Origin of the sequence: Bacillus sp. JCM 19034 (assembly GCF_001310635.1) — a bacterium.
GTDB lineage: Bacteria > Bacillota > Bacilli > Bacillales > Bacillaceae_D > Halalkalibacter.
In genome coordinates this window covers 438,574-452,307 of sequence record NZ_BAXR01000001.1, presented here as the reverse complement: position 1 = coordinate 452,307, position 13,734 = coordinate 438,574, and the positions used below count along the sequence as shown (strand labels likewise).

Sequence of the window (13,734 nt, the reverse complement as noted above, 5' to 3'; positions counted from 1 at the left end):
ATGCCTACATTACAAAAAGTCATCCTCTACATTTTACTTATCATATCAGCCTTTTTAATCTTTGCACCTGCTTTAATGGCTTTTAGTATGAGTTTTATGTCAGGACAAGATATTATGACAGGGAAAATCATTCCTTCATCAATCACATTTGATAATTACTTTCAAGTTTTTCAACGGTTCCCTTTAATGAATTATTTAATTAATAGTTTTGTGGTTTCAATTGTTATTATGATAGGCCAGCTTACTTTATCGAGCATGGCTGCATATGCTTTTACGTTTCTACATTTTAAGGGGAGAGATGTTCTATTTTTTATATTCATTGCGACGATGATGGTACCATTTGAAGCTTCCATTATTCCGAATTTCCACACCATTCGTGACCTAGGTTTTATAGATTCTTATATTGGTCTAACGTTGCCGTTCTTTGCCATGGCCTTTGGAACGTTTCTATTGCGACAAAACTTTAAGCAAATTCCTATTGAATTAAAAGAAGCAAGTGAAATTGTCGGAATGGGAGATTTTAAGTTCTTTTTTAAAATAGTTCTTCCTGTTGCACGGACAAGCTTATTGACATTAGCCGTTTATAGCTTCTTATCATCTTGGAATATGTACTTATGGCCATTACTAGCAACGACAAATGACTCTGTTCGAACCGTACAAATTGGTTTAAAGCAGTTACAATCGCAAGAGCAATTAAATGAATGGGGCATCATTATGGCTGGTGGGATCATTGTTGTTCTGCCGACATTAATCTTACTATTTCTAGGACAAAAGAAATTACAAAGAGGGTTAGCAGAAGGGGCACTTAAATAAGGCATTTTTGGATAACCAACGTGTTATTCATCTATGATAAATTGAAAAAAATAGAGGAGTGGAGAAGATGATGAAAAAAGGATTTATGTTTATTCTTTGCTTGGCATTTATGCTAATTGTGGTCGCTTGCAACAATAGCGATGTGACTGGCGATGAAGCAAATGAACAGAATGATACGACTAATGAGGTAGAAAATGAAGATCAAGATCAAGCAGCTGATGAGAATCAAAACTCGGATGAGCCTGTTACGGTAACATTTTGGCATTCAATGGGAGGTGCATTACAAGAAGCACTTGATGGGTTAGTTGAAATGTATAACGCAGCTCAAGATGATGTGATTGTCGAAGCAGAATACCAGGGTTCTTATGATGAGGCATTAACAAAGTTTCACAGTGTTGCGGGAACAGACAGTGCCCCGACGATGATTCAAGTATTTGAAATAGGAACAATGTCAATGGTACATAGTGGTCAGATCACTCCGATTCAAGAGTTAATCGATGCAGATGGTTATGATATGGGCAGCCTTGAAGACAATATTATCAATTACTATAAAATTGACGATCAATTTTATTCTATGCCGTTTAACTCTTCTACACCTGTTATGTATTATAACAAGGATGCGTTTGAAGAGGCTGGACTTGACCTGATTCACCACCAGAAACATATGAAGAAATAGAAGAAGCTTCACGTCAAATTGTTGATTCAAATCCAGATATGAAGGGCTTTGCTTTACAGGCATACGGCTGGTTATATGAACAGCTGCTAGCGAATCAAGGTGCCCTACTTATGAACAATGATAACGGAAGAAGTGGCACACCTACAGAGATTGGCTTTTCAGATGAAGAGGGAAAATCAGTTTTTGAATGGGTTGAGCGAATGATCGAAGACGATACCTTTGCCAACTATGGAACGAATAGTGATAATATGGTTTCTGGTTTTATGTCTGGTGATGTTGCAATGTTTTTACAGTCCTCTGCTAGTGTAAAGAACGTTGTTGAGAATGCCCCATTTGAAGTAGGTGTAGCATTCTTGCCTTATCCTGAAAATAAAGATAGAAACGGTGTAGTTATCGGAGGGGCTAGCCTTTGGATGGTTGATGGTAAACCAGAATCGGAGCAAATGGCAGCATGGGATTTTATGAAATTTTTACAAACACCTGAAGTACAAGCACAATGGCATGTTGGAACGGGATATTTTGCGATTAACCCAGCGGCTTATGACGAAGATGTCGTTGTTGAAGCATATGAAACAATGCCTCAATTAAAAGTAACAGTAGATCAGCTACAAGCGACAACTTCTAATTATGCAACTCAAGGAGCTATTATGGATATGATTCCGGAAGCACGCCGTATTACAGAAACGGCTCTAGAAACCGTCTATAACGGTGGAGCAGTGGACGATGCATACCAATCGGTTGTAGATCAAATCAATGCAGCGATTGAGCAAGCGAATAGAGCACGAGGTGAATAAGCTGAATAAATACCGAGGATGTCTCAAGATAAATAAATCTTGAGGCATTTTTATTTTTTTTTGAATCGTAACTGTCGAATACTATACGTTTAGATGGTTATTATTTATTTGTTAAACTTTAATGTTTTCGGTTTCTCTCTTTTAGAAATTGGTTTAATATAGTTAAAGAGCCATTTTAAAGGGGATTTTTAGATGAAAAATAAATGGAATTTAATCTATGAAATCATAATGGTAGCACTAGCGACATATTCAGTTTCAATGATCTGGGGTGAAACTCAGCTATTTTCATTTGCAGATCGAATCGTTTGGTTGATTTTTTTTATTGACGTAACCGTACGATTAATGACCAGTGATTCAAAGTGGGGTATATAAAAAGAATCCACTTGATTTGATTGCTATTATTCCATTTGATTCTATATTTCAATTGGCGAGAATTGCAAGGTTGTTTCGTGCGATCAGGTTAATAGCGATCAGTGCTCACTTTTTAAAACCATTTTTTGAAATAATTAGAACTAATGGTTTATATAAAGTAATGACTTTTACTGCTATATTAATCTTTGTATCTGCAATACCTATAAAATCTTTAGAACAAAGCATAGAAAATTATGCCGATGCATTATGGTGGTCTATCGTTACGGCAACAACTGTCGGATATGGAGATATTTCTCCAGAAACAAATATAGGAAGAGTGATTGCACTTATTTTAATGTTATTTGGTATTGGGCTATTAGGTATGATAACTGGATCAATTGCTACTTATTTTATAAATGGTCAATCAAAAGAAAACCCGACTATAGAATTTATTAAAAGCGAACTCTCGCGATATGAAGAACTAAATGAAGAGGAGATAAGTAGATTAACGGTTTTAATGAATCAACTGCGTGAAGAAAAGAAAAAGGTTGGTTAATTTATTTGATATCATACAGTTTACATAATATAGAGATAGGGGATTTTTTATGTTTCTTAAATGTAATAGTGATAAAGCGTTTCTTCCTATTAATGAACACGTATGTTTAAAGGAAAGCTAGTATAACACATCGCTTATATCTAGTTTACATAAGATATATCAGAGGTGTAAAGGAGGGATAGATAAAATCGGGAGCATTATTCTCTTCTAATATTTGTTATAAGTTTTCTAATTCTTTATCTGTAAGCTCTGGTAAATCAAATTCTCCAATAAATTCATTTCCTTCTGCTAGTGTTTGTGTGGGAATTAGAAATAAAACAAAGATAAGGGTGGCAATAAGAAGTTTAAGTTTTAAGATGACACACTCTCCTTTTTATTATATTTTAATTCCACACATAAATCCCAGAAAAGACAATAAAAGGATGTGAAAAAATGAAATATTTTAGTATGTTAATATTTTTGCTATTGACATCTTGTTATTCTGATAATAGTAATGATGAATATGTTTCGGAAGTTGAATTTTCAGTGCGAGATAGTATTGTGCAAGAGTACATTTTAGAAATTAGACCACTGGAAGAACCTCAATATATTGGAACTCAAGCAATTTGGTGGGACAACCAAGAAGAGCTTGAGGCTAATATGTATTTATATCTTACAGATGGGCAAAAGGTGGAAGTAGTTATTGAAAAAGAACTCTTGTACAAACTGAAGGTTTTTGAAATAGAACCTAATGCTGATATAGATAAGGATAAATTACGTGAAGGAACAGCAGAAATGATATATGAAGAGGAATTTATGATTGATAAGGGGACAGAACAGTTTATTATTAGTACAGAATAATTTTCTATTGAAATGCCTGTGAAAGCTTTGGTCATAGGAGATTAATAGACCAGAATAGTTGTCGAAAAATAACCATTATGAGAAAGAAAATATTAATACGATGATAACTAAAATACTTATGCGAATTATTTTAAATTAATATAATGAGAACCCATTGATAAAAGCAGGTCAATAATGGGTTCTCATTATTTAGTTCTTAATTATCCTGTCTAAATAAAATGTTTTTAAATTTTTCATTTTGTACAATGAAGAGAAGGAGAATATTCTTAATTTTATGTTACCTCTATCTAGTTTACATAATATATATTATCGGAAGTTAGATAAAAAAGAGTGTAATTATCTCAGAATTTAAGAATACTTATTATTTTGAGATGAAAAAGAAAATTATGGTTCTATTACTCTTATCACTTTTAACATGTAAAAAAGAGTGTTTAAAAAAACACTCTTTTTGTTATGCTGTCATGTCTTATTAAAAACCTCCTGAGCGTCCACCGCCGGAACCACCGCCCCCTCCTGATGAGAAGCTGCCCCCTGAACCAGATGATGGAGACGATTGATTCGTAACCGATTTAAAATCACTTTCAAGAGCATTTGTAAATTTCAATAAATTGTCAAACGAATAATCCAAATTATGGGTGTGCCAATATTTTGTAAAGGTACTATCTTTTCTAGTAGAGAAATTCGGATTAAGAATTGTAAACTCGGAAATCGCTTTTTGTGCTACTCCCATCGCGATAGCATACACAAAAAATGTTCCCAAATAGCTATCGACCAGGTTGGTCTTTCGTTTAAATTACTGAAGTTAGTGAGATAGTGTTTAAACAATTGCCAATCCCTTACTTCTTCTTTCATATCTTTTGAAAGTAAATAGATCCTTTCTTGATAAGACGTTAGAAAATATAACGAAAGCACAACACCCGGAAGTGCCATGATAGCCATTAGATCATTGTCATAGAAAAATAATAAAATGCTAATTAATGTTCCTGCTAATCCCCATCCTATTAACATAATGCTCATAATTGTTGGTCTATTTAATAGTTGGTTATCTTGGATGAATATTTTTACTGCTAGTTGCCATTCTTTAAATCCTTTCCTAAATATACGGCGAAACTCATTAGACAAACGTAATTGTTCGCTCACATATGCTCCATTAAATATTCCATTTTGACCACTATCGTAAAATAAAAGTTTTACTAACTGAGCCTCATGATCTTGTAATTCGACTAATCGTTTTGGATTAATAATTGAAAAATAAAATGAGTTATTCTTATTAGAGTCTGTTAGGTTTTCGTGCATTTCAATATACCCTCTCCTAACTAGATCAAGTACTACGGCGTACATCATATTAGAGTTAGGTTTAGGATTTTTTTGTAATAGTGCTGACATTGAGATCGGATCACGTTTTGAAGGTGGTGATTTTACATACTTTTTATTAGAAAATGTTATATGTCTTCTTGATAAATAATGCAATATCATAATAATGACTGTTCCAAAAGAAAAAATAAAAAATAGTGAAAGTAGAGTTTTGGAATAGATTTGATTACGCTGCTGTTTTGCTGCCCATCCTAATTCTTCGTCCATAATGCTAGCGAATTGATTCTCAGAAATCGTTTTTGAAGATAACGGTACCCATTCGGGTGGAAATAAAACTCGAATTTCAAGCATTTCGTTAGGTGGTAGAGGATCTACTTCATATGTAATGAATCCTTCTGGATGGATCTGTACGCTACCATGGGTTGGTCCATGGCCGAATACATTAACGTGTTGCTCTTCTGCTTGATAAGGCAAGTAAACATCTGCTGTAACACGGTCGATTCTTTCTGTGTTACTCTCATCATATAATTTATGATATAAATCGGCGACATCATTATATGCTGTAACGACGTTATCGAGTGTATAATGAATTCGAAAGGTTTTCAATTCGTCTTCCGACTCTTGAAAAATGCGAAAGTCTGAACCAGTTTGTTCATAGTACAGTTCTAATGCATTATCAGGATCTGTAATATCATATGCTCTAAAATAACTAATACCATCAGTACCCGTTGTTTCAATTCCGCGTATGATACCGTTAATAAAAGACACATCATATGTAAAATCTTCTTCAATATGCAAATGCCCCATCTCATCTACATATATTTTGACATGTAAATCTGTAATCGTATATTCAACATCTCGTTCAGCATATACTGAATGTGTTGCAAGGAAGGTCAATAAAAAAATAGAAAAAAGTAGTGTGATTCGTTTCATTTTTTCACCCCTTTATTTAAGAGCAGAATAGAGTTTAAGTTGCAGAGGAATAAACCGAGATTCAAAACCTCGGTTTATTTCATTCATCATTTTCGGTATTTGATCACATCGATAACGTCTCCTGTTACATTTGAATCTACCATAAAGGAACCATTGCTGTATCGATCACTTTTGCGGATCAGATTAGGGTTTATTTCCTCCTTTGTTCCTTTTTCTGTTAACAAATAATAGGCTAACGTATCGTCTTGACGAATTTTCGTACATGAAACAACTCTATGAGGATTTGATTTTAATTCTCTTAATAATGTTAAACCTCTTTTAGCTCTGCTCGACTTATCGAATTCACTGATTGCTACTTTTTTAACTGCTCCTCGATGGGTAACAATTAAAAATTCTACGTTCTCCTCAAGTGTAAATACGTCGGCATTAACGACATAATCATTCTCTTTTAAGCTAATCCCTTTTACTCCCGCAGCCCGTTGGCCAACTACATTAACCTCAGACTCACTAAACCATAAGCCATAACCTTGATGAGTAGCAATGAACAACTCTTGTTCTCCATTTGTTTTAAACACGGCAACGACCTCATCACCATCTTTTAATTTAATTGCCATAAGTGGTTTAGAATAGCGTTGCGCTTGGTAAAGTGAGAGCAATGAACGTTTAGCCATCCCGTTACGTGTAATAAATAAGAAGGAAAATTCATCGGTGAATTCTTTAATCGGCTTTGCAGCAATTATTTTATCCTCTCGATCAAGCGAAACAATGTTTGCTACATGCTGCCCCATCTCTTTCCAACGTACATCTGGAAGTTCATGTACGGGGATATAAAGATAATTCCCTAATTTAGTGAATAAAAGTAACGTGTCAGTTGTATTCAACTCAAAGTAATCAAGTAAGTGATCACCTTCCTTCAAAGTCGGCAGCTCACCATTCGAAGCTGAATATGAACGGATGCTTGCACGTTTCACATAACCGTCTTGTGTAACACTTACCATTACATCCTCTGATGCAATTAAGACATCCATATTAATTTTAATTTCTTCGATTTCTTCCTTGATTGCTGTTCTCCGTGGATCAGCAAAATCCTTTTTAATATTTGATAAACTCTTCTTAATGACTTGAATCAGCTTCTTTTCACTAGCTAAAATCGCTTCTAATTCATGTATTCGTCTTTCCAGTTCTGCTGCTTCTTCCTCAAGGGTCGTAATATCGGTATTCGTTAAACGATAAAGTTGAAGCGTTACAATCGCCTCTGCCTGTGCTTCTGTAAATTCAAACTGGGAAATAAGGTTATTTTTTGCATCTTTTTTATCGTTTGAAGAGCGAATGGTTGCGATAACATCATCTAAAATTGAAATAGCCTTCATTAAACCTTGAACGATATGATGTCGTTCTTTCGCTTTTTCTAAATCATATTGCGAACGTCTGCGAAAAACATTTTTTTGGTGATCAATGTATGCTTGAATTAATTCTTGTAACCCCATTAGTTTCGGAGCTTTATTTGCAATAGCAACCATGTTGAAATTATATGTAATTTGTAAGTCAGTATTTTTATACAAATACTGCAAAATGGCATTAGCATCTGCTTCTTTTTTAATTCAACAACAATTCTTAATCCAGTACGATCGGTATCATCACGTACTTCAGCAATTCCGTCAACTTTTTTATCAAAGCGTAATTCATCCATTTTTTTGACTAAATTAGCTTTGTTTACTTCATAAGGAATTTCTGTTATTGTGATTTGCTCTTTTCCGCCTTTTAACTGTTCAATGTCCGTTTTAGCTCGAACAACCACTTTCCCTTTTCCTGTTCGATACGCTTGTCTAATTCCATCAATTCCTTGAACGATCCCACCTGTTGGGAAATCGGGACCTTTAATGACTGTTAACAAGTCTTCTAAAGTGACATTTGGGCGTTCCATTTGCATGATTACGCCATCTATAATCTCCCCTAAATGATGAGGAGGAATATCCGTTGCGTACCCTGCAGAAATACCTGTCGATCCATTGACAAGTAAATTTGGGAACATAGCGGGTAGTACAACTGGTTCTTCTTCAGAGTCATCAAAATTTGGAATATAGTCAACCGTATTACGATCGATATCTCGTAATAGCTGTGATGCTATTTTAGATAAGCGTGCTTCGGTATAACGCATAGCAGCTGCAGGATCACCATCAACTGACCCGTTATTTCCGTGCATGTCAATGAGAATATTTCGGACTTTCCACTCTTGCTCATTCGAACCATTGCATCATAAACGGATGAGTCACCGTGTGGATGGTAATTACCTATTACATTACCGACTGTTTTTGCTGATTTCCTAAAAGGTTTTTCAGCAGTATTGCCTTCCTTGTACATCGCATATAAAATCCGGCGTTGTACAGGTTTCAATCCGTCACGAGCATCAGGCAATGCCCGCTCCTGAATAATATATTTACTATATCGCCAAATCGATCGCCGATTACTTCTTCTAAAGGAAGATCTAAGTAACGCTCTGTTTGTGCCAAGCTTACTCCTCCTCAATAATTGCTAAATTTTCGTTTTCTAAAATGTTTGATTCTTCTTCTAGGCCAAATGCAACATGTGATTCAATCCATTTTCTTCGTGGTTCAACCTTGTCACCCATTAACGTAGTGACTCGTTTTTCTGCTCGGGCTGCATCTTCTAATTTAACTCGAATTAATGTTCTAGTTGCAGGGTCCATTGTTGTTTCCCATAGTTGCGTGGCATTCATTTCACCAAGTCCTTTGTAACGCTGTAGCATATAGCCGCGACCAACAATTTTTATTTTCGCATCTAGCTCACGTTCATCCCAAGCGTATTCTATGACTTCTTTTCTCCCACTTCCTTTGCTAACCTTATATAATGGCGGAAGGGCAATATAAACTTTACCTGCATCAATAAGTGGACGCATGTAACGATAAAAGAAAGTTAATAGTAATACTTGAATATGGGCACCATCTGTATCGGCATCGGTCATGATGACAACTTTGTCATAGTTTACATCGGAAAGATCAAAGTCTGAACCGACACCTGCTCCTATCGTATGAATAATCGTACGAATTTCTTCATTTTTCATAATATCTTCAAGCTTTGCTTTTTCGGTGTTGATAACTTTCCCTCGTAACGGAAGTACAGCCTGAAACTTCCGATCGCGACCTTGCTTTGCTGATCCACCAGCTGAATCACCCTCAACTAAATATAATTCATTTCGTTTCGGATTTTTCGATTGTGCAGGGGTAAGCTTTCCACTTAATAATACATCTTTTCGTTTGCTCTTTTTCCCATTACGAGCATCCTCACGTGCTTTTCGAGCCGCTTCTCGTGCTTGTGCTGCTTTAATCGCTTTTTTGATCAGCATTGTACTGACATCAGGGTTTTCTTCAAAGAAGTAAGATAATTTTTCCGAAACGACGCTATCGACAGCTGACCGTGCCTCAGTTGTTCCAAGCTTGCTCTTTGTTTGCCCTTCGAATTGTAGTAATTGCTCAGGGACTCTAACAGATATAATAGCCGTAAATCCTTCGCGAATATCAGAGCCATCAAGATTTTTATCTTTTTCCTTTAAAAGCTTCACCTTTCTGGCATATTCATTAACTGCACGAGTCATTGCAGCCTTAGCCCCTAATTCATGAGTTCCGCCATCCTTCGTCCGTACATTATTAACAAAAGACAAAACATTTTCTGTATATCCATCATTAAATTGAAAAGCAAATTCAACTTCAATGTCATTTTGTTCTCCTGAAAAGAACACAATTTGACTTAATGTTTCTTTATCTTCATTTAAATACTCAACAAATGCTTCAATTCCATTTTTAAAGTGAAATTCTTCCTGTGCACCCTCACCACGTAAATCGGTAATTTTTATCCGCAATCCTTTTAAAAGAAAGGCCGCTTCACGTAAACGTTCTGTGAGTGTTTCAAGGTTGAATAGTGTCGTACTAAAAATAGACGAATCGGGCTTGAAATGAATGGTAGTACCTGTTTTTTTCGTTTTTACCGACTTTCTCTAAACCTGTAACAGGTTTCCCTCCATTTTCAAAACGTTGCTTAAAAATGTGTCCATCACGCTTTATTTCAACAACTAGCCACTCAGACAATGCATTTACAACTGAGGCACCAACTCCATGTAACCCCCCACTCGTTGCATATCCACCTTGACCAAATTTCCCTCCTGCATGAAGAACGGTTAAAATGACTTCTGGTGTAGGCTTTCCTGATTTATGTATTCCTGTTGGCATACCACGACCGTAATCTGAAACGGACACACTCTGGTCTGGATGGATCGTCACTTCAATTGTATCACCATAACCAGCTAAAGCTTCATCTACTGAATTATCGACAATTTCATAAACGAGATGATGAAGTCCTCTTGCATCCGTACTACCTATATACATACCTGGTCTTTTCCGTACGGCCTCTAAACCTTCTAACACTTGTATTGATTCGTCATTATATTCTATCTGATTCTTAATCAAATTACGTACTCCTTTCACGGTGCTACAGAAACATTGTAGCACACACGAACGAATGTTTCTATTCGTGTCTTTACGTTGCCTAATCTATTGTAGCGGTTATTTCATTATTCGCAACCACTTTTTAAATTCCTGCATAAATATTTCACCATTTTTTAATATTTTTGTTAATATTTGTTACATTATTGTCTTGTTATATTCTACTTTAATGCAACGATTCATTACGGTCATAATTCCGTTCTCCTCAAGTAATGAGTATGCTTCGTCGTTTGAAATACCAAGCTGAGCCCAAAAACAATGTGCCTGTATATCTATCGTGTCTTTGGCGATTTCCGGTAAATATTCACTTCTTCTAAAAACGTTTACAATATCAACAGTACCACTAATTTCTCGCAATGATAAGACTGCTTTTTCTCCTAAGGTCTCATCAATCATCGGATTGACCGGAATAATTTCATACCCCGCATTTTGCATGATACGAGCTACTTGGTAGGAGGTTCGTTCAGGGTTATTGGAAAGTCCGACGACAGCAATTCTTCGAGCTTGCTGAAAGAGTGTTTTCATTTGTTGATCAGTTCGATTATGCATTCTTATTACTCCCTTATATGTTTTAATCCATTTAATTAAGGTGTAAGACAAATGATAGGACATGTTTATTAGTTTTATATTTCATCTATTCACAATAAACGTCTCTAAATTAAAATACGACAGCGGTTTCAGTTGTGTGTCATTATTAATTTTACACATCTTACTTTATCTTACTTCTTCATCATAGTTTTAATGCAAACTGTCGTAAGATACAAGTGACATACACTGGTATTAGGAAAGACTATCTACCATTTCAATTGTAGATAGTCTTATCCTTTAATTAAAATAAATCACGATCTCGAGTGTTAAATAAATCAAAGCCTAAATGGGCAAGAATAGCTGCTACGATGCACCAAAAGACTAGACTACTTGTTAACCAGTATGTAACTCCTTTTTTTGTTCCACCGAATGTAAGACTCATTAACGCAGTAATATGGCTGCCTACGATTAGAGGGCCAATGATGGCTAACCCAGGTAACCCGTATTTTTTCCAAATACGTTCAGCTCTTTGTGAGCGACGATTCTCTTTTTTATCGACAGTAGTCTTTCTTTTTTGGCGCCAATTTTTGATTTGCTCGATAAATATAATAATGACATAAACGGTTAGTAAATTCCCTGTTAAAGCAACAATTGTAACTTGTATTGCTGGCATACCAGCAAAAATAGCAAACGGGATGACGATTACCGCTTCTAATAAAGGTAACGCAGACAATAAAAAGACAAGTAAATACATCCAAAGGATTTCTAACATGCTAGTTCATTTTCCTCCTATTCATGGAGATGAATATATATTAGAACGTTTTATAAAACAATAGAAATTATTAAAAATGATATAATCGACGATATTTGTCACTCAAATAATGTAATAACGGTTTCGCGTCAATTCCACCACCAGTTATCTCTTTCATAAGTTCTGCTGGCTTTTTCATAGCACCATGACGATGAACCTTTTCTTTTAACCATTTATGAATATCTTGATAGTGTCCACTAGCTATACACTGCTCAAAATGAGGGATACTTTTTACCATTGTTTCTTTCAACTGGGCTGCATATATATAACCGAGTGCGTAAGAAGGAAAATAACCAAATGCTCCACTTGACCAATGGACATCTTGAAGCACCCCTTCGCCATCATTCTTTGGTTTTACACCTAAGTATTCTTCCATTTTCTCATTCCAAATAGAAGGTAAATCTTTTACTTGTAGGTCTCCTTTGATTAATGCCTTTTCTAACTCATAACGTAAAATAATATGTAAACAATACGTCAATTCATCACTTTCAATTCGGATAAGGGAAGGTTTCACTTCATTTATCGCAAAATAAAAGTCTTGTAAGGATATGTGGTCAAACTGCCCGTTCGTATTCTTTTTTAAGAGGTCATAATTGCGTTCCCAAAAACGTTCATTTTTGCCTATAAATTTTTCCCAAAATAATGATTGAGATTCATGGATTCCCATTGATGTCCCATCACAGAGTGGTGTACCCATTAGTTCTTCGGCAATATTCTGTTCATATAAAGCATGGCCACCTTCATGAATGGTACCGAAAAGAGCAACTTTAAAATCATTTTCAACATACTTAGTTGTGACGCGTACATCATTGGGGTTTATACCAATTGCAAATGGATGTATCGTTTCATCGAGCGTCCTTTAGAAAAATCATAGCCTATTTCCTGTAAAATTTCGACACTTAGTCGCTTTTGTTGTTCATAAGGAATCGTTTGGTAGATGAAATCTGTTTTTGGTTTATGAGCGGATTCTGATACGCCTCTTACTAAAGGAATTAGGCCATCTCGTAACTCAGAAAATACATCGTCAATCGTGTTGACAAATACTCCTGGTTCATAATCATCTAATAACGTATTGTATGGATGCCCTTCAAAGCCCCAATATGAAATAAACGTTTTCTTAAATGAGAGGATTCTCTCAAGATAAGGTTGCAGCATGTCAAAATCAGATCGTTCTTTTGCTTCCTCCCAAACGGATTCCGCCTGTGCTTCAAGCATTACATATTCCTTATATTCTTCTTTTGGGATTTTCGCATTTCGGTCATACTGTTTCTGGCATTCATCAACTGTTTTTTGGGTAATACGTGATAAGCTTTCATAAACACCTTTTTCTTTAAGAACATCCAAGTACTCCATCATTTGCTTGGAAGTGGACATTTGAAATACTTCTGAAGATAATGTGCCAATAACCTCAGAGCGTTGTGCCACTCCTTTTTTGGTGCACCAGTTCTAGAATCCCAAGCTAGAAGAGAAAGTGCTTGATTAAAATCCTCAATTTTTTTTACATAATTTCTAAATTCATTTTCAATAGATTGTATAGTTTTATTTGCCATGTGATCACCTCACTCACTATTTTACCTTATTCATTCGCACTATAACATCAA

Annotated in this window: 10 protein-coding genes and 3 pseudogenes; 6 read left to right on the top strand and 7 right to left on the bottom strand. The window is 35.5% G+C overall.

The features are described from left to right. The 6 genes from JCM19034_RS02350 (at window position 1) to JCM19034_RS02335 (ending at window position 4,030) form a co-directional block, all read left to right on the top strand. Complete coding sequence (locus JCM19034_RS02350) at window positions 1–813, top strand: carbohydrate ABC transporter permease (protein ID WP_062047343.1); 813 nt, start codon at window positions 1–3, stop codon at window positions 811–813. A gap of 67 nt (window positions 814–880) precedes the next feature. Next, window positions 881–1,489, top strand: a complete 609-nt coding sequence (locus tag JCM19034_RS24475) for an extracellular solute-binding protein (protein WP_370621775.1) — start codon at window positions 881–883, stop codon at window positions 1,487–1,489. Further along, window positions 1,486–2,283: an extracellular solute-binding protein gene (locus tag JCM19034_RS24470; RefSeq protein ID WP_370621802.1), complete on the top strand. Its 798-nt coding sequence runs from the start codon at window positions 1,486–1,488 to the stop codon at window positions 2,281–2,283. The genes JCM19034_RS24475 and JCM19034_RS24470 overlap by 4 nt, the downstream gene beginning before the upstream one ends. Window positions 2,284–2,475: 192 nt before the next feature. Next, window positions 2,476–2,655 carry a hypothetical protein gene (locus JCM19034_RS22715; protein WP_231686769.1) on the top strand — a complete coding sequence of 60 codons (180 nt, stop codon included), beginning with the start codon at window positions 2,476–2,478 and terminating at the stop codon, window positions 2,653–2,655. Then, window positions 2,633–3,190: a potassium channel family protein gene (locus JCM19034_RS02340; RefSeq protein WP_231686768.1), complete on the top strand. Its 558-nt coding sequence runs from the start codon at window positions 2,633–2,635 to the stop codon at window positions 3,188–3,190. The genes JCM19034_RS22715 and JCM19034_RS02340 overlap by 23 nt, the downstream gene beginning before the upstream one ends. 432 nt (window positions 3,191–3,622) lie before the next feature. After that, window positions 3,623–4,030 carry a hypothetical protein gene (locus tag JCM19034_RS02335; protein ID WP_062046944.1) on the top strand — a complete coding sequence of 136 codons (408 nt, stop codon included), beginning with the start codon at window positions 3,623–3,625 and terminating at the stop codon, window positions 4,028–4,030. Between the two features lie 469 nt (window positions 4,031–4,499). On the opposite strand, the gene JCM19034_RS02330 is transcribed toward JCM19034_RS02335, so the two are convergent. The 7 genes and pseudogenes from JCM19034_RS02330 to JCM19034_RS02300 form a co-directional block, all read right to left on the bottom strand. Further along, window positions 4,500–4,790, bottom strand: coding sequence for a hypothetical protein (locus JCM19034_RS02330; protein ID WP_156323845.1), 291 nt, complete (start codon window positions 4,788–4,790; stop codon window positions 4,500–4,502). Further along, entirely contained in the window at window positions 4,751–6,277 is a 1,527-nt protein-coding gene (locus JCM19034_RS02325) for a DUF2207 domain-containing protein (protein WP_062046940.1), read from the bottom strand. Before JCM19034_RS02325 ends, JCM19034_RS02330 begins: the two co-directional genes overlap by 40 nt. An 86-nt stretch (window positions 6,278–6,363) precedes the next feature. Beyond that, window positions 6,364–8,787: pseudogene (gene parC, locus JCM19034_RS02320) on the bottom strand (DNA topoisomerase IV subunit A). A gap of 2 nt (window positions 8,788–8,789) precedes the next feature. After that, a pseudogene (gene parE / locus JCM19034_RS02315) lies at window positions 8,790–10,758 on the bottom strand (DNA topoisomerase IV subunit B). A gap of 174 nt (window positions 10,759–10,932) precedes the next feature. Then, entirely contained in the window at window positions 10,933–11,343 is a 411-nt protein-coding gene (locus JCM19034_RS02310) for a CoA-binding protein (RefSeq protein ID WP_062046938.1), read from the bottom strand. A 280-nt stretch (window positions 11,344–11,623) separates the two neighbouring features. Continuing rightward, a complete protein-coding gene (locus JCM19034_RS02305; protein ID WP_062046936.1) occupies window positions 11,624–12,094 on the bottom strand; it encodes a small multi-drug export protein in 471 nt (156 codons plus the stop codon). 70 nt (window positions 12,095–12,164) lie between these two features. Continuing rightward, window positions 12,165–13,683, bottom strand: a pseudogene (locus JCM19034_RS02300) (carboxypeptidase M32). Window positions 13,684–13,734 lie beyond the last annotated feature (51 nt).